This is a genomic window from Kluyvera genomosp. 3 (assembly GCF_011765685.1).
Taxonomy (GTDB): domain Bacteria; phylum Pseudomonadota; class Gammaproteobacteria; order Enterobacterales; family Enterobacteriaceae; genus Kluyvera; species Kluyvera georgiana_A.
In genome coordinates this window covers 4,911,931-4,929,304 of the sequence record NZ_CP050321.1, presented here as the reverse complement: position 1 = coordinate 4,929,304, position 17,374 = coordinate 4,911,931, and the positions used below count along the sequence as shown (strand labels likewise).

At 56.3% G+C, this 17,374-nt stretch carries 13 protein-coding genes; 7 read left to right on the top strand and 6 right to left on the bottom strand.

Translation table 11 applies throughout. The features are described from left to right. Positions 1-25 precede the first annotated feature (25 nt). The gene (locus GY169_RS22935) at positions 26-955 is read left to right on the top strand and encodes a LysR family transcriptional regulator (protein ID WP_167577194.1); all 930 of its coding nucleotides are present in this window, start codon (positions 26-28) and stop codon (positions 953-955) included. Here GY169_RS22935 and malI read toward each other — a convergent pair. The 3 genes from malI to GY169_RS22920 form a co-directional block, all read right to left on the bottom strand. After that, complete coding sequence (malI, locus tag GY169_RS22930) at positions 907-1,923, bottom strand: Mal regulon transcriptional regulator MalI (protein WP_065357279.1); 1,017 nt, start codon at positions 1,921-1,923, stop codon at positions 907-909. The two genes, GY169_RS22935 and malI, sit on opposite strands and share 49 nt — an antisense overlap. A gap of 88 nt (positions 1,924-2,011) precedes the next feature. Next, complete coding sequence (locus tag GY169_RS22925; protein WP_163448633.1) at positions 2,012-3,511, bottom strand: PTS transporter subunit EIIC; 1,500 nt, start codon at positions 3,509-3,511, stop codon at positions 2,012-2,014. Between the two features lie 182 nt (positions 3,512-3,693). Then, the gene (locus GY169_RS22920) at positions 3,694-4,842 is read right to left on the bottom strand and encodes a cytoplasmic protein (protein WP_167577193.1); all 1,149 of its coding nucleotides are present in this window, start codon (positions 4,840-4,842) and stop codon (positions 3,694-3,696) included. A gap of 133 nt (positions 4,843-4,975) precedes the next feature. On the opposite strand from GY169_RS22920, the gene GY169_RS22915 reads away from it, so the two are divergent. From GY169_RS22915 to katG, 4 genes are all read left to right on the top strand, one after another. Next, on the top strand, positions 4,976-6,532 hold the full coding sequence (locus GY169_RS22915; protein WP_167577192.1) for a bifunctional metallophosphatase/5'-nucleotidase: 1,557 nt from the start codon (positions 4,976-4,978) through the stop codon (positions 6,530-6,532). A 194-nt stretch (positions 6,533-6,726) separates the two neighbouring features. After that, the gene (gene metF, locus GY169_RS22910; RefSeq protein ID WP_163448632.1) at positions 6,727-7,614 is read left to right on the top strand and encodes a methylenetetrahydrofolate reductase; all 888 of its coding nucleotides are present in this window, start codon (positions 6,727-6,729) and stop codon (positions 7,612-7,614) included. Between the two features lie 112 nt (positions 7,615-7,726). After that, a complete protein-coding gene (locus GY169_RS22905) occupies positions 7,727-8,632 on the top strand; it encodes a DMT family transporter (protein ID WP_167577191.1) in 906 nt (301 codons plus the stop codon). A 226-nt stretch (positions 8,633-8,858) separates the two neighbouring features. Continuing rightward, complete coding sequence (gene katG, locus GY169_RS22900) at positions 8,859-11,033, top strand: catalase/peroxidase HPI (protein ID WP_167577190.1); 2,175 nt, start codon at positions 8,859-8,861, stop codon at positions 11,031-11,033. A 275-nt stretch (positions 11,034-11,308) separates the two neighbouring features. Here the strand turns inward: katG and GY169_RS22895 are convergent, their stop codons facing one another. The 3 genes from GY169_RS22895 to ptsP are packed head-to-tail and all read right to left on the bottom strand — an operon-like array spanning position 11,309 to position 15,599. Further along, entirely contained in the window at positions 11,309-12,412 is a 1,104-nt protein-coding gene (locus GY169_RS22895) for a glycerol dehydrogenase (RefSeq protein WP_163448629.1), read from the bottom strand. Positions 12,413-12,423: 11 nt separating this feature from the next. Continuing rightward, positions 12,424-13,086 (bottom strand): fructose-6-phosphate aldolase, encoded by a 663-nt coding sequence (gene fsa, locus GY169_RS22890; protein WP_167577189.1) that lies wholly within the window; start codon positions 13,084-13,086, stop codon positions 12,424-12,426. Between the two features lie 11 nt (positions 13,087-13,097). Further along, a complete protein-coding gene (gene ptsP / locus GY169_RS22885; protein WP_167577188.1) occupies positions 13,098-15,599 on the bottom strand; it encodes a phosphoenolpyruvate--protein phosphotransferase in 2,502 nt (833 codons plus the stop codon). A gap of 312 nt (positions 15,600-15,911) precedes the next feature. Between ptsP and GY169_RS22880 the strand changes: the two genes are divergently transcribed. Together GY169_RS22880 and GY169_RS22875 are read left to right on the top strand one after the other, a co-directional pair. After that, entirely contained in the window at positions 15,912-16,991 is a 1,080-nt protein-coding gene (locus tag GY169_RS22880; RefSeq protein WP_163448626.1) for a PTS fructose transporter subunit EIIC, read from the top strand. Positions 16,992-17,008: 17 nt separating this feature from the next. Then, positions 17,009-17,329, top strand: coding sequence for a PTS fructose-like transporter subunit IIB (locus tag GY169_RS22875; RefSeq protein ID WP_167577187.1), 321 nt, complete (start codon positions 17,009-17,011; stop codon positions 17,327-17,329). Positions 17,330-17,374 lie beyond the last annotated feature (45 nt).

Sequence of the window (17,374 nt, the reverse complement as noted above, 5' to 3'; positions counted from 1 at the left end):
ACCGATTCCGTGATACCTTTTCGGTATGACTACATCCCCTTTGCATGCGCTGGATATCCGGCTGCTGCGCTACTTTGCCGTGGTGGCGGAAGAGAACAATATGCGTCGTGCGGCGGAAAGGCTGTATATGTCGCAGCCGCCGCTGAGCCGTCACATTCGCCAGCTTGAAGAACGGCTGGGGGTAACGCTTTTTGTCCGGCATACCAAAGGGCTGACGTTAACGGCTGAAGGGCGGCAGGTGCTGGCGATTATTCGCCCACTGTTGGCGCAGCAGGATGAAACCTATGATGCCCTGAGCCGGCTCGCTCAGGCTGGCGCGTCATCGCTACGCATTGGATTGACCACCGCATTTGAGCAGGGCGTTTTTGCCACGCTGGAAACCGTGCTGGCGGCCCAGGTGGAGACACTGCACGTTGTGCGGCACGGTTCACCAGAGCTGGTGCGTCAGGTGCGCCGCGGAAAACTGGATGCTGCGCTGGTGGCGTTGCCGCTGGAAACCCCAGGGTTAAGCCTGATGCCTCTTAGCCGACAGGAGCCGTTGATTGCGGCGTTGCCCGCACAATGGCCTGAGTCGAAGCAGCAGCAACTGATGCTCCGCGAGCTGAACGGCCGACCGTTATTCTGGTTCAAGCGCGAGCGTAACCCCGCCTTCTTTGACTTTACTCGCGATATTTTCCGCCGGGCGGGTTACCTGCCCGCCTGTATTGAAGAGCCGCTGGAACATGACGTGCTGCTGGCGCGTATTGCCCGTGGAGAAGGGCTGAGTTTGTTTCCCGAATCTTTTGCTGCGATTCAGCGCCAGGGCGTGGTTTTCCGCCCCATTGATGAAGCCGCCCTGTACGTCCAGTGCGGGCTCGTGATGTCGCCGGAAAACGCGGCGAGGCTGGATTGGCTGGTGAACGTGGTTCAGGCAGACTCGCGCGGCACCAGTTGGCCCGACAACGTAATCGCCTGATTTTGTAATGTTGGCTCGCGCAATTTACGGATCATCAGCGTCGCGGCCTGACGCCCGGTCTCTTCGCTGGCTGAGGAGACGTAGGTAAATGACGGCGAGGTCAGGTTGATGTGCAACATGTCTTCAAAGCCGATCAGCGCCACCTGCTGGGTTAAAAAGACATCTTTCCCCACGGTGCGCCCCACCTTATGAATTCCATCGATACAGCCGATCATCGCGTCCGGTGAATGACACAACAGGGCGGTAATGGCGTTATTGTTTTCCAGCAGCTGACGCGTCGCGACGCTGGCGGCGTATGTATCATCGCCGCAGGCGGGACTGAATTCGTCGCGAGTCGCAATACCGAGGCGGGTGAGGGTGCTGCGAAAACCGACCAGCCGCTGCTGGCGAATCAGATCGTGTTCCTGGCCGCCGAGGTAGGCGATGTAGCGGTGGCCGCGCTCCAGCAGATAGCGGGTGGCCAGACTGGCCGCCTGTTGGTTATCACGCATCACCAGGTTGCACTTTTCTTTGATGGGAGACTGTGAGACGACGACCAGCGGCAATGGGCATTGGCGAATTTGTGCGGGCAGCGTATCGCGACGCACATCCGATGCCAGATAGATAACGCCCGCGACGCCCTGCTGTTTAAACGACAGCAGACAGCGCTCAAGATGTTCGTGCTCGTTAAGCGGCTGGCCGAGGAACACCATGTAACCCTGCGCTTCCAGCTCCTGGACAATGCTGGCCATCACTTTGATGGAGAAGCTGTCGCTAAAGTCGCGCAGAATCAGGCCAATCAAATTGGAGGTATTGGCCCGGAGGTTGGCGGCGGCCACGTTGTGGACGTAGCCCAGCTCGTGGATAGCAGCCTGCACTTTTTCGATGGTCGCATCGGAGATTTTTCCTTTCTGGCGTAGCACCAGCGACACGGTAGAAACCGAGACGCCCGCGCGCTTCGCGACATCAATTATGCTGACCTTCTTCAAAAGTGCTCCCTGGACCATCGTGAATATCCGCAGAAAACAAGGAGGTGCCCATCAGGGATGGGACCTCCAACCGGCGACAATCTTATGATTATTTGCCAATCATCGTCGACATGGTTTGCGCGATAAATTGCGCTCTGGCGCCAAAAATCACCTGAATACCGTTATCACCGACGAAAACGACGCCGCGCGCACCGATATTGTTCAGACCATCCTTGTCCACCGATCCTTTATCCGACACTTCCAGGCGTAGGCGGGTAATGCACGAGCCCACGGAGGCGATATTCTGCTCACCGCCCAGCAGGCTGATAATTTCCGTTGCCAGATCTTCATCGGTTTTATCGTTAGCGCTCACCGTGGTTTCGGTACGGCCCGGCGTTTTGACGTCAAAACGGCGAATCACGAAACGGAAGGTGAAGTAGTAAATCAGCCCCATCGGCACGCCGACGATAATCGCGTTCAGGAAGTTCGTCTGATAGCCGTTAAACGACGGCAGAATGCCAAACGAGATATAGTCGATAAGCCCAGCGGAGAACGATTTGGCAATGTGCGCGTGCAGCAGGTACATCACCATGTAGGAGAGGCCCGCCATAATGGCGTTGAAGACGTAGAGAATGGGCGCCACGAAGATAAAGGTAAACTCAACCGGCTCGGTGATCCCGGTGAGGAAACAGGTTAGCGCGGCGGAGAACAGAATCCCGGCGGCGATTTTTTTATTTTTCGTGTGCGCTTCGTGGTACATCGCCAGGCACGCCGCAGGCAGCGCGAACAGCATCAGCGGGAACTCGCCCTGCATAAACTTACCGGCGTTCTGGTAAGTATCGCTGCTGAAGGATTTCACCCCTTCTTCCAGCATTTTGAACCAGATGGTTTGGTCACCGTGAATCACCTGGCCTGCGTGGGTGGTGTAATCGCCGAAGGAGTACCAGAATGACGGATACCAGATGTGGTGCAGGCCCAGCGGAATCAGCGCGCGCTCAACCAGCCCGAAGATAAAGGTCGATACCGCCTGGTTATCGCCGTTGATGACCACCGACAGCGCGTCGATGCCCGCCTGAATGTGCTGCCAGATGTACGGCAGAAGCAGCCCGAGAATAAACGACAGCAGGGCGGTTGCAATGGCGACAAAGCGTTTGCCGGAGAAGAATCCAAGGAACTCCGGTAGCTGCATTTTGTGGAAGCGGTTATAGCACCACGCGGCGAGGATACCGCAAATCAGGCCGCCAAAGACGCCCATTTGCAGAGTCGGAATGCCGACCACCATCGCATATTTCCCACCTTGTCCCGCCATTTCCGGCGTGATACCGAGCACGGTACTGATGGTAATGTTGGTCACGAAGACGGAGACCGCGGCGGACAGCGCCGCGATGCCGGATTCGGACGCCAGACCGACGGCGGAGCCGATAGCAAACAGCATCGGCAGGTTGTCGAAAATAATGCCGCCTGCGTTCATCATCAACGGCAGGTGGAATTTATCCCCGAACGCCAGCAACAGACCGGCCGCAGGCAGCAGCGAGATGGGCAGCATCAGCGCGCGGCCTATCATCGACAGTTTAGAAAGCGATTTAACGACACTCGATATCAGACTCATACTGATTTCCCCCGGATAGACGCCTCTTCGTGCGTGCTTTTAATAACCCTGTTTATGTTAGGTATAACGTTATAGTAGAACGTTCTACTTATCGTGAAACAAGCCATTAACGTCTGCAATAGAATTTTTGTCAGGGCCGCAGAAGAGTGAGAGAACTGAGAAGTAGTTCTCACTTTAATGTCTTAGAGGGGGGAGATTACGGTGGGGATATTTTCATCGTTTTGGGCATTGTACTGGCATGCCAGGGTGGTCACGAGACGCATAATATGCGCGGCAGAGTAGCGGGAGCTTTGCTGAAACTCATCCTGCACGGCGAGCCAGCGGAAGAAACGTCGGCTGGCTGTGAGGGTTATCTTGCTACCATTGTCTTGGCGGTGGTCGGTTAATGGGCAGACCATTTTTTGATTACGGCCCTGCGCCCATAACTGCCACTGATTTTTCCACCATCCTTGATTCGTTTTGCCCAACAGTCGCCAGGCATCCGTATTGTCTTCATCGACGGTCTTCTCTTCAATAAACCAGAGTGAAGCCCGGCGCTGACGAAATAACTCCGCCCATGCGGTGATGATCGCCCCGCGAAGAAAGCATTCGTGGGCCACAATATGGGTACCCACCTCAGGGAAGCGGTTCTTGAGTACGCGAAAATGGCCATGGGCAGCTATGACAGGGCGTAGAATCATCCCGTTCGCATTGCGCTTCAGCGCCGCTGCCCCGTACTGGATTTCGTCAAATTGACTGCGCTGAAGGAATTGCCGTTCTTTCAGCGCAACGCTTTGAATAATATCGTGATGATGGGTCGGTGTGGGGCGAATGCCTTTCCAGCGGTAGCGCAACGTATTTCCTGCCGGATATGGCGTGTAATTGCTCGATACATGGAGGATATTGCCGCGAACAGCATCGAAACTGAAAAGCAGGTAGAGCTTCTGCGCGGCAAGTTCGCCCTGAAAGTCCATAATAAACGGCACGCTGCAAATCGCGTCTGGTGATAAGGCATTTGTCAGCGGCTGTCGCTTTGGTGTCCACACTTTTTTGCAGCGTTGACACTGCAATCGTTGGCTTCCTCCCGGATTATGCCCGTAACGGATCACCTCCGCCTGGTAGCAAGCAGGGCAAAAATGGCCGTATTCACGCGCATAGCCGGTGAAACAGGCGGCTGCCCAGCGTTGAAATTCCTCATCATTAAAAAGTGGCGGGTAGCTTCCGCATGCCCGGCAGTGCAGGGCGGGATAGCCCAATCGATAATCCGGCCACTGATAATCTGGCGATGTGGCTAACCCTAAATTAGGGCAACCATACGTTTTGCAGGTATTAATCGTGAAGAGAGAATCCATCGTGCTACCAACGATTTCGACAGGTCGTTGATTTTGTTCTACGACTGTCACCCACCGCTGTGATTGTTCTCACATAAAAAAACCTTTCAGAACGTAACGTAGCGATTCCTCATATGACTGAAAGGGATTGATTATGAAGTTAAAAACGATTGCCGCCGGCATACTGCTCACTCTGCCATTCTGGGCGTGCGCCAAAGACGTCACCATTATCTATACCAACGATCTGCATGCCCATGTGGAACCTTATAAGGTGCCATGGATTGCCGATGGAAAGCGCGATATTGGCGGCTGGGCGAATATCACCACGCTGGTGAAGCAGGAAAAAGCCAAAAATAAGGCCACGTGGTTTTTTGATGCTGGCGACTATTTTACCGGGCCTTACATCAGCAGTTTGACTAAGGGTAAGGCGATTATCGACATCATGAACACGATGTCGTTTGATGCCGTCACGATGGGTAACCATGAATTTGACCACGGTTGGGACAACACGCTGCTGCAGCTGAGTCAGGCAAAATTCCCGATTGTGCAGGGCAATATTTTCTATCAGAACAGCAGCAAAATGTTCTGGGATAAGCCGTACACCATTATTGAAAAAGATGGGGTGAAGATTGGCGTGATTGGCCTGCACGGCGTGTTTGCTTTTGATGACACCGTTTCTGCCTCGACGCGCGTAGGGATTGAAGCGCGTGATGAGGTGAAGTGGCTACAACGCTATATTGATGAGCTAAAAGGTAAGGTAGATCTGACGGTGGCGCTGATTCATGAAGGAACTCCGGCGCGCCAGTCCAGCCAGGGAAGCACCGACGTTCGTCGCGCGTTGGATAAAGACATTCAGACCGCCAGCCAGGTGAAAGGGCTGGATATCCTAATCACTGGCCACGCCCACGTCGGCACGCCGGAGCCGATTAAAGTGGGTAAGACGCTGATTTTGTCCACCGATAGCGGCGGTATTGACGTGGGGAAACTGGTGCTGGATTACAAAGAGAAGCCACATGACTTTACGGTGAAGAATTTTGAGCTGAAAACCATTTTTGCCGATGAGTGGAAGCCTGATCCACAAACGAAGCAGGTGATTGATGGCTGGAATAAAAAGCTCGATAAAGTGGTGCAGCAAACGGTAACCCGCGCGCCGGTAGAACTGACCCGCGCTTATGGCGAGTCTTCCTCTTTGGGCAATCTGGCGGCGGATGCACTGCTGGCGGCGGCGGGAAAAGAGACCCAGTTAGCCCTGACCAACTCTGGCGGCATTCGTAATGAAATTCCGGCGGGAGAGGTCACGATGGGCGGCATTATCAGTACCTTCCCGTTCCCTAACGAACTGGTGACGATGGATTTGACCGGTAAACAGCTTCGTAGTTTGATGGAGCATGGCGCAGGCTTGAGTAATGGTGTATTGCAGGTTTCCAAAGGGCTGGAGATGCAGTATGACAGCAGTAAGCCCGTCGGCCAGCGCGTGACGGCGTTCACCCTGAACGGCCAGCCGATTGATGATGCGACGGTTTATCACATCGCGACCAATAGCTTCCTGGCCGATGGCGGTGATGGTTTTGCCGCCTTTACTGAAGGCAAGGCGCGTAATACGTCAGGGGGATACTATGTCTCCAATGCGGTGGTGGATTACTTTAAATCCGGCGGTCAGCTTTCCGATGAGCTGTTAAACGGGATGCGAGTGAAGGATGTGAAGCACTAAGCGGACCCACTGCGGCGGGTTGCCCGCCGCAGTACCAGATGAATATTTTTCATCTTCGCTGAAGATTACTCACTTTTTACGCCGATCTTTCTATTGACGCCCGTCGCCTTTTGCGGCATTTTTACATCCAGACGTCTAAACGGATAGATGTTTACAACACAACAATAATGACACGCGATTGATAGAGGTAAGGTATGAGCTTTTTTCACGCCAACCAGCGGGAAGCGCTGAATCAGAGTCTGGCCGAAGTGCAGGGGCAGATTAACGTTTCTTTCGAGTTTTTCCCGCCGCGCACCAGTGAAATGGAGCAGACCCTGTGGAACTCTATCGACCGTCTGAGCAGCCTGAAGCCAAAATTTGTTTCGGTCACGTACGGCGCCAACTCCGGCGAGCGTGACCGTACGCACAGCATCATTAAAGGCATTAAAGATCGCACGGGTCTGGAAGCGGTACCGCATCTGACCTGCATTGACGCCACCCGCGACGAGCTGCGCGCGATTGCTCAGGACTACTGGAACAACGGTATTCGCCACATTGTGGCCCTGCGCGGCGACCTGCCGCCGGGCAGCGGCAAGCCGGAAATGTATGCAGCCGACCTGGTCACCTTGCTGAAAGACGTGGCGGATTTCGATATTTCCGTCGCCGCCTATCCGGAAGTACACCCGGAAGCAAAAAGTGCCCAGGCCGACCTGCTCAACCTGAAGCGTAAAGTGGATGCCGGTGCAAACCGCGCGATCACCCAGTTCTTCTTTGATGTTGAAAGCTATCTGCGCTTCCGCGACCGCTGTGTCTCTGCGGGGATTGATGTTGAAATCATTCCGGGGATCCTGCCGGTGTCGAACTTCAAGCAGGCGAAAAAATTTGCCGATATGACCAACGTCCGCATTCCGGCGTGGATGTCGACCATGTTTGAAGGGCTGGACGATGATGCGGAAACCCGCAAACTGGTTGGCGCCAGCATCGCGATGGACATGGTGAAAATTCTCAGCCGTGAAGGGGTGAAGGATTTCCACTTCTACACGCTGAACCGTGCGGAAATGAGCTACGCCATCTGCCACACGCTGGGCGTGCGCCCGGCGTAATTGCCGGCCCGGTAAGCGCAGCGCTACCGGGCAATTCCCGACAAAAGCCCTGTCTATGCAGGGCTTTTGCGCAGTATAGTAACGGCCATCACATCACCGTTACGGACTTACCATGACCACCGAAGGGAAAAGCAATCCGCTGGCGCTTGTTGGCCTGCTGACGCTGACGCTCATATGGAGCTACAGCTGGATTGCGATGAAACAGGTGACGCTCTACATCGGCGCCTTCGACTTCACCGCGCTACGCTGCATCTCCGGCGCACTACTGCTGTTTATCGTTTTACTCCTGCGTGGGCGCGGCATGCGGCCAACGCCGTTTGGCTACACGCTGGCGATTGCGCTGCTGCAAACCTGCGGCATGATTGGCCTCGCGCAGTGGGCGCTGATGAGCGGCGGGGCCGGGAAAGTGGCGATTCTGACCTACACCATGCCATTCTGGGTGGTGATTATGGCGGCGCTATTCCTGGGCGAACGCATGCGACGGCTGCAATATGCGGCGATTGGCGTGGCAGCGGTGGGACTGTGTCTGGTGATGCAGCCATGGCAGCTCGACCTCTCTTCGTTAAAAAGCGCGCTGTTAGCGATTCTCTCCGGCATCAGTTGGGGGGCGAGCGCCATCGTCGCGAAACGTATGTACCGGCGTCATCCAGGGCTCGATCTGTTGGCACTGACCAGCTGGCAAATGCTGTATGCTGCCGTCATCATGAGCGCCGTGGCGTTACTAGTGCCGCAGCAACCGGTCGACTGGCATCCCGCTGTTTTTGGGGCGCTGGCCTACAGCGCTATCCTGGCGACGGCGCTGGCCTGGAGCCTGTGGCTGTATGTGTTGCGAAACCTGCCTGCCGGTATTGCCAGCCTGAGTACGCTGGCGGTGCCGGTGTTTGGCGTGCTGTTTTCCTGGTGGCTGCTGGGGGAAAAGCCGGACGGATTAGAAACTGTCGGCATTGTACTGATCGTGTTTGCCCTGGCGGTTATCAGTCTCAAAAAGCGCGTTCCTCAGGTTCAACGTAGCCGATGAGAGATAATGAATTCCTTATATTTTATAAGGAATTTCTTGCCAATCCTCCCCAGGTCACAGCCATCGTGTCCCATTCTATGCAAGGATAAGTATGGCCTACGCAAAAATTCCGCGCTGACAAGGAAAAAATAAGAGGAATTAACTATCAAATCCGTGGGTCATTTCAGCTATAACTTATCAGCAGGGGTGTATATCTTAACGATAAATACTGTAAGGGAGCATAGTGATGAGCACGCCAGACGATATCCAGAACGCAGGTAAATGTCCTTTCCACCACGCTGGTGGCCACGACCAGAGCGCCGGTGCCGGCACCAGTAGCAAAGACTGGTGGCCGAAACAGCTGCGCGTTGATCTACTTAATCAGCATTCCAATCGATCCAACCCGCTGGGTGAGGATTTCGATTATCGTAAAGAATTCAGCAAATTAGATTACTCCGCACTGAAGGGGGACATCCGCGCGCTGTTAACCGAGTCGCAATCCTGGTGGCCTGCCGACTGGGGTAGCTATGTGGGGCTGTTTATCCGCATGGCGTGGCACGGGGCGGGTACCTACCGTTCAGCCGATGGTCGTGGTGGCGCAGGTCGCGGTCAACAGCGTTTTGCCCCGCTGAACTCGTGGCCGGATAACGTGAGCCTGGATAAGGCGCGTCGTCTGCTGTGGCCAATCAAACAGAAATACGGCCAAAAAATTTCCTGGGCCGACCTGTATATTCTGGCGGGTAACGTGGCGCTGGAAAACTCCGGCTTCCGTACCTTTGGTTTTGGTGCCGGGCGTGAAGACGTCTGGGAACCGGATCTGGACGTGAACTGGGGTGATGAAAAAACCTGGCTGGCGCACCGTGACCCGGAAGAGCTGGCAAAACGCCCGCTGGCAGCCACTGAAATGGGCCTGATTTACGTCAACCCGGAAGGACCAAACGCCAGCGGCGAACCGCTGTCGGCGGCATCGGCCATTCGCGCAACCTTCGGCAACATGGGGATGGATGACGAAGAAACCGTCGCCCTGATCGCCGGTGGTCACACGCTGGGTAAAACCCACGGCGCAGGCCCGGCCACGCATGTTGGTCCGGATCCTGAAGCGGCGCCGATTGAAAACCAGGGCCTCGGCTGGAAGAGCGATTTCGGCACGGGCGTCGGTAAAGATGCGATCACCTCTGGTCTGGAAGTGGTATGGACTCAGACCCCGACCCAGTGGAGCAACTACTTCTTCGAGAACCTGTTCAAATACGAATGGGTACAGACTCGCAGCCCGGCTGGCGCTATCCAGTTTGAAGCAGTAGACGCGCCGGAAATCATTCCGGATCCGTTCGACCCGTCGAAAAAACGTAAGCCAACGATGCTGGTGACCGACCTGACGCTGCGCTTCGACCCGGACTTCGAGAAAATTTCCCGTCGCTTCCTTAACGATCCGCAGGCCTTCAACGAAGCCTTTGCACGCGCGTGGTTCAAACTGACCCACCGTGATATGGGGCCAAAAGCGCGTTACATCGGCCCGGAAGTACCGCGTGAAGATCTGATTTGGCAGGATCCGCTGCCGCACGCGTTCTTCAACCCATCAGCAGAAGATATCGCCAGTCTGAAAGCGGATATTGCCGCTTCCGGTCTGACGGTGAGCGAACTGGTGTCGGTCGCGTGGGCATCAGCCTCAACGTTCCGCGGCGGTGATAAGCGTGGCGGCGCGAACGGCGCGCGTCTGGCGCTGGCTCCGCAGCGTAGCTGGGACGTTAACGCTACGGCGGCACGCGTGTTGCCAGTGCTGGAAGGCATCTATAAATCGGCGCATAAAGCGTCGCTGGCCGATATTATCGTGCTGGCTGGCGTGGTGGGCGTTGAGCAGGCGGCGAAAGCGGCTGGCGTTAGCATCTCCGTGCCGTTCACTCCGGGCCGCGTTGATGCGCGTCAGGATCAGACCGATATCGAGATGTTCGAACTGCTCAAGCCGGTTGCCGATGGTTTCCGTAACTATCGTGCGGCACCGGGTGAAGCGACCACTGAGTCTCTGCTGATCGACAAAGCACAGTTGCTGACGCTGACCGCACCGGAACTGACCGTACTGGTCGGCGGGATGCGCGTACTGGGTGCGAACTTCGACGGCAGCAACCACGGCGTGTTGACCGACAACGTGGGTGCGCTGACCACCGACTTCTTCGTCAATCTGCTGGATATGCGCACCGAATGGAAAGCTACGGACGAAACGGCTGAGCTGTTTGAAGGCCGTGATCGTGTGAGCGGTGAGGTGAAATACACTGCGACGCGCGCCGATCTGGTGTTCGGTTCCAACGCCGTACTGCGTGCGCTGGCGGAAGTTTACGCTTCCAGCGATGCAAAAGAGAAGTTTGTGAAGGACTTCGTCGCGGCTTGGGTGAAAGTGATGAACCTGGACCGTTTCGACCTGCTGTAAGGTCGGTTTGACGGTATAAAAAAATCCCCGCGAAAGCGGGGATTTTTGTTGGTGGGGTGGCGGGTTTGCCCCTCACCCCGGCCCTCTCCCCAAAGGGGCGAGGGAGAAAATCGGCCCGAGTCGTTTTTGAGTGCTGTACCTAAAACGGCTCATTACGATCCTCTCCCCAAAGGGACGAGGGAGAAAAGCGGTCTGAGCAGATTTTGATCGCTGTATTCACAAACCGCACTAAACGGTCCCCTCTCCCCCGTGGGGAGAGGGTTAGGGTGAGGGGGTTACTCCCACTCGTGCAGAAAACGCTGCCCATACTGGTCGGCAACCAGCAGCGCCGCGTACACGCGGTCAGGATCCGCGCCGCCAGGCATGTTGTGAATGGTTTCCCCTTCGGCACAGGCCGCTTCCGCCACCAGGCGCATTTTCGCCGGGATATCTTCTTTAATATCCAGCTGCGCCAGGGTGATCGGCAGACCAACGCTGTGGCACAGCGCGGCAACGGTCTCAATTTCTTCCACCGACGCGTTTTCAAGCACCAGTTGAGTCAGCGTACCGAAGGCGACTTTTTCGCCGTGGTAGAAATGGTGAGCGTCAGGAATGGCCGTCATACCGTTGTGGATAGCATGTGCCGCGGCCAGGCCGCCGCTTTCAAAACCAACGCCGCTGAGATAGGTATTGGCTTCAATCACGCGCTCCAGCGCCGGGGTGACCACGTGCTGCTCGGCGGCCAGCATCGCTTTTTCACCTTCTTCAATCAGCGTGTTGTAGCACAGTTCGGCCAGCGCCAGCGCCGCCTGAGTACACTTGCCGCCTGCCATGGTGGTGGCGCCGCTGCGTGAGCAGGCGCGGGCTTCAAACCAGGTGGCCAGCGCATCGCCAATCCCGGCGGCCAGCAGACGTGCCGGGGCGCCGGCGACGATTTTGGTGTCGACGATAACCATGTTTGGGTTATGCGGCAGCATCAGGTAGCGGTCGAATTCACCGTCATCGGTGTACAACACGGAGAGCGCGCTGCACGGCGCGTCGGTGGAGGCGATGGTGGGCACGATAGCCACCGGCAAATTCATAAAGTGGGCCAGCGCTTTCGCGGTATCCAACGTTTTCCCGCCGCCAATACCTAAAATAGCGCTGCATTTTGCGCTGGTGGCGACGTCCTGCAGTCGATTGACTTCATTCTGTGAGCACTCGCCGCCAAACGGCGCGATTTCAACGGACAGACCTGCGCCGGTCAGGCTCTTGCGCAGCGTCTCTTCGGCAAATCCCAGTACAAACTTATCGCCGACGACCAGCCAGCTATTCGCCATCGGTTTTAAGTAATCACCCAGGCGAGTGATGACGTCAGCGCCCTGAATATACTTACCTGGTGATTGAATAATGCGATCCATACATTTCTCCCTTACAGGTTCAGATTACCAAATGCGTTTTTCCAGTCTTGCTCGAACTTCTCTATAGCTGACTCTACAGCGGGCGTGCCGAGCATTTGTTGCGCTACATCTAAAGGAAGGGTGATGGCCTCACATCCCGCTAATAAACAGTCCAGCGCCTGACGTGGGGTTTTAAAGCTGGCGGCCAGCACTTTGCTCTGTGGCGCGTGCAGTTCCAGCAGCGTTTGTAATTCCTGCACCATACGGATGCCGTCGCCACCTTGAGCATCCACGCGGTTAACATATGGCGCGACATATTCAGCTCCGGCCAGCGCGGCGAGCAGCCCCTGCGCTGCGCTGTAAACCGCGGTACCCAGCGTCGGTATACCTTCTTTTTTCAATAGCTTAATTGCAGCCAGCCCTTCGGCGGTGACCGGTACTTTCACCACGATGCCGGGAACGGCCTCGTTCAGGCGACGAGCGTCGGCAACCATACCATCCGCCGTGCGGCTCATGGTTTGGGCAAACAGCGTGCCGTTTTCGCCCATCGCTTTTTTCAGGCGCGGCAGCACATCCCAGATAGATTCACGGCTGGCGGCGACAATACTCGGGTTGGTGGTCACGCCAACAATCGGGAAAATACGCGCCAGACGCTCAACTTCCTGCACATTGGCGGTATCCAGATACAGTTCCATGCTATGTCCTCTTAAAGTTCCAGTTCGTGTTGCAGCAGGCTGGCAATCGCGTCGGCTGAAGCGGCGTTAACCAGCGAGTGACGGAATTCTTCATGCATAATCCGGCGAGCCAGGCGCGAGAAAATGCGCATATGCTGGTCGCCCGCGGCATGTTTGTTAAGTGTCAGCATAATGATGAATTGCGCCTGTTCATCGCCCCAGGCCACCGGCGCGGGCAGGCGTGCGACGCTGATGGTCGACTGTTCAATATGCTCAGATTTGCTGTGCGGAATGGCAAAGCTAAAGCCAAGGCCGGTCGAGAAGACCGCTTCGCGTGCCCACAGGTCGGCCTCAAGCTTGCGCGGATAGCGGCAGCGCCCGGCGAGCAGCAGGTTATCGGTCATGCCTTTGAGCACTTCCTCTTTGCTGCGCCAGTCGTTATCCAGCGAAATGCAGCGCGGGGTAATCAGCGGCGCATCCTGCTGGCTCATGCGGAACTGTGCCAGTAAATGTTCCACTTCCAGCGAGGTACGGCAGGCCATCGCCTGATTCAGAAGCTGACGACAGGCGCGGCTGTCGAGCTGGGCCAGGCGCGCTTTGGTGGCCGGAATCGAGGGCGCGCTCATGCTGATTTCGTCCAGCCCCAGCCCAACCAGCAGCGGCAGGACGGAGCCTTTCGCTCCCAGTTCGCCGCACAGACCAATCCATTTTCCCTGACGATGCACCGCCTGGACGGCGTAGTCGAGTGCGCGCAGGAAGGCCGGATTCAGACTGTTGTAGTGACGGGTGACCCTCGCGTTATCACGGTCGACCGCCAGCAGGTATTGCGTCAGGTCGTTACTGCCGATGCTAAAGAAATCAATCTCTTCACAGCACTGATCGATGATGAACATCACCGAAGGGACTTCAAGCATGATGCCCAGCGGAATGCGCTCATCAAACGGCACGTGCTCGCTGCGCAGTTGCTGTTTCGCTTCGGCTACCTTTTCTTTTACCCACAGGATCTCTTCCATGGAGGAGATCATCGGAATCATAATTTTCAGGCTGCCGTGCGCCGAGGCCCGCAGAATGGCGCGCAGTTGGGTGGTGAACAGCGTGGAATATTCTTCATAAATACGCACCGCGCGGTAGCCAAGGAACGGGTTGTTCTCCGCCGGAATATTGAGGTAATCCACCGGCTTATCACCGCCGATATCCATGGTGCGGATAATAATGCTACGTCCGTTGGCGGACTCCAGCGCCTGACAGAAAATATTATAGAGCTCGCTCTCGCTCGGCTCGCTGGCGCGGTCCATATACAGCATTTCAGTGCGGAACAGACCTACCGCTTCCGCGCCGTTACCAAAGGCCGCCTGCGCTTCGACGGAGTGAGCGATGTTGGCCGCCACTTCCAGACGAATCCCGTCGGCGCTGCGCGCCTCTTTATTCAGCCACACGCTCTGCTGTTCGCGGATAGCTGCCTGGACGCGCGCTTCCTGCTGGTAGTAGCGGGTAATGGCTTCGTCAGGCGCGACAATGACCGCTCCGGCGTTGCCATCAAGGTAGACCGTCTGGTTTTGCCACGGCGTCAGCGCGTCAATCTCCACGCCAACAAGGGTGGGAATATTGAATGAGCGCGCAAGTATTACCGTGTGTGAGGTCGTGCCGCCGCTTTGCAACAGCAGGCCTTTGAGCTGCGTTTTGTCCAGCTCAAGGAATTGGCTTGGGGTTAGCTCTTCCGCCATACAGATAGACGGCTGAGTCAGCTGGCCCGGCGCCGGGAAACGCTGTTCGCCATAAATGTGCTGTAAAAGCTGAAAGCCGACGTCACGCACGTCCAGCGCGCGCTCCTGCAGATAGCTGCTGCTGGAACGGGCGAACTCGGCGCAGAAATGGTTGGTGCTGGCGATAATTGCCTGTGCGCAGCTGAGGCCCTGATTGACGCCTTCCAGCAGATGCTGGCGTAGCGAGGTGTCGGTGGCCAGCGAACGATGTGCTTCAAGGATAGTGCTGGCGGTGCTGTCGCTGTCCAGCAGGCGCAGTTCCAGCGTTTTGACCAGCCGCGTCAGGCCGCCGTCCAGCGCGGATTGTTCCTGCTCAGGGCTTTGTGCCGCAGGCAGTTCTCCGAGGTTATTGAGATCCAGCGCAGCCAGGCGGGTCAGGACGCCGCCGGCGCTGCCGTTGCATACCGGCTGCGCGCGGAACAGCGTTGGGCCCAGGCGAGTCAGCGACGCCGGCAGCGGTTCCTGCTCAACGGCGGTAACTTGCGCCAGCGGCGCATCGCACAGCGGGAATTCGTCTTTCAGCCAGACGGACAAGCGGTCGTGAGCGGCGTTTTCATCAGCACCGCTAATGAGCAACTGGCAGCTATCGCCCGCCAGCGTGTCGGTACCGATAATCGCCAGCGCGCTTTTGGCGTTGCCTTTACGGTCGGTGCGCAGGTTATGCCATTCAATGTCGCAGCAAAAGGTATTGCACAGCGTTTCGACATGGCTGGCCGGACGGGCGTGCACGCCGTTCGGCAATTCACAGATAAATTCAACAACCAAGGCCATAACCTTCTCTCCCAAATCAGTCGATATGGGTAACAGAATAGGGGGCATGTTATTGGCGCTGCTATCTGACATTTATGTCAAAAACTGGACAAATGTATTGTCCGCTTGAAAATGCGAGCCACCTCACAGGTTGCTAGTGGAGCTTATAAAGAGGGGAATAGCGTTAACTTTTGAGGTCGCTCGCATTTTTCTTCTGACATTACAAAAATCCAGTAAATGCACTTTTTATCCACTGTCTGTCCCGCCGCCAATTGCCTATTGTTTGCCACAACACCTTAATGGACATGGGCCGAAGAAGCCCAGGAGCGACTGATGAAAGAATTGGTGCACATACTCAAAAACACCCGTCAGCACTTAATGACTGGCGTGTCGCACATGATCCCGTTTGTGGTTGCGGGGGGTATTTTACTGGCGGTCTCGGTCATGCTGTACGGCAAAGGGGCCGTACCGGATGCGGCCACCGATCCCAACCTGAAAAAGCTGTTTGATATTGGCGTCGCGGGTCTGACGCTGATGGTGCCATTCCTGGCGGCGTACATTGGCTACTCCATCGCCGAGCGCTCCGCACTGGCGCCTTGCGCCATCGGCGCGTGGGTGGGCAACAGTTTTGGCGCGGGCTTCTTCGGCGCGCTGATCGCCGGGATTATCGGCGGAATCGTCGTCTACTATCTGAAAAAAATTCCGGTGCACAAAGTGTTGCGCTCGGTGATGCCAATTTTCGTCATTCCTATCGTCGGCACCTTCATAACCGCAGGCGTGATGATGTGGGGGCTGGGTGAACCGGTGGGTCTGCTGACGACCAGCCTGACCCACTGGCTGCAAGGCATGCAGCAGGGCAGCATCGTGGTGCTGGCGGTGATTATGGGCCTGATGCTGGCGTTCGACATGGGCGGCCCGGTGAACAAAGTGGCCTACGCCTTCATGCTGATTTGTGTCTCGCAGGGTGTTTATACCGTGGTAGCGATTGCTGCCGTCGGCATCTGCGTTCCGCCGCTGGGTCTGGGCCTGGCCACGCTGATTAATCGTAAGAATTTCAATAACGAAGAGCGCGAAGCCGGGAAAGCGGCGCTCGTCATGGGTTGTGTGGGCGTCACCGAAGGGGCGATTCCATTCGCTGCCGCCGACCCGCTACGCGTGATTCCATCCATCATGTTGGGTTCCGTTTGCGGCGCGGTGACCGCTGCGCTGATGGGGGCACAGTGTTACGCCGGATGGGGCGGTCTGATTGTCCTGCCGGTGGTAGAAGGCAAACTGGGCTATTTGCTGGCGATTGTGGTGGGGGCTGTGGTGACCGCCGTCAGCGTTAACCTGCTGAAAAGCCTGGCGCGTAAGAACAAGAAAGCGGTTGTCGAAAAAGAAGATGACCTGGATTTAGATTTCGAAATTAACTAATTGAGAAGGTAGAGATTATGACCAATATTATTGCGGTAACGGCCTGTCCTTCCGGCGTAGCACACACCTACATGGCCGCGGAAGCGCTGGAAAGCGCGGCCAAATCCAAAGGCTGGAACGTGAAGGTAGAAACGCAGGGGTCGATTGGTCAGGAAAATGAGCTGACCGCCAGCGACGTCGCGGCTGCGGATATGGTCATTTTGACCAAGGATATCGGCATCAAATTTGAAGAGCGCTTCACCGGGAAAACGATCGTACGCGTCAATATTAGCGATGCAGTAAAACGCGCCGACGCTATTATGAATAAAATCGAGGCACACTTAGCGCAGAGCGTATAAGCATTATCTCGATATTATAGGTACTTACAGACTGGCAGGCGCGAA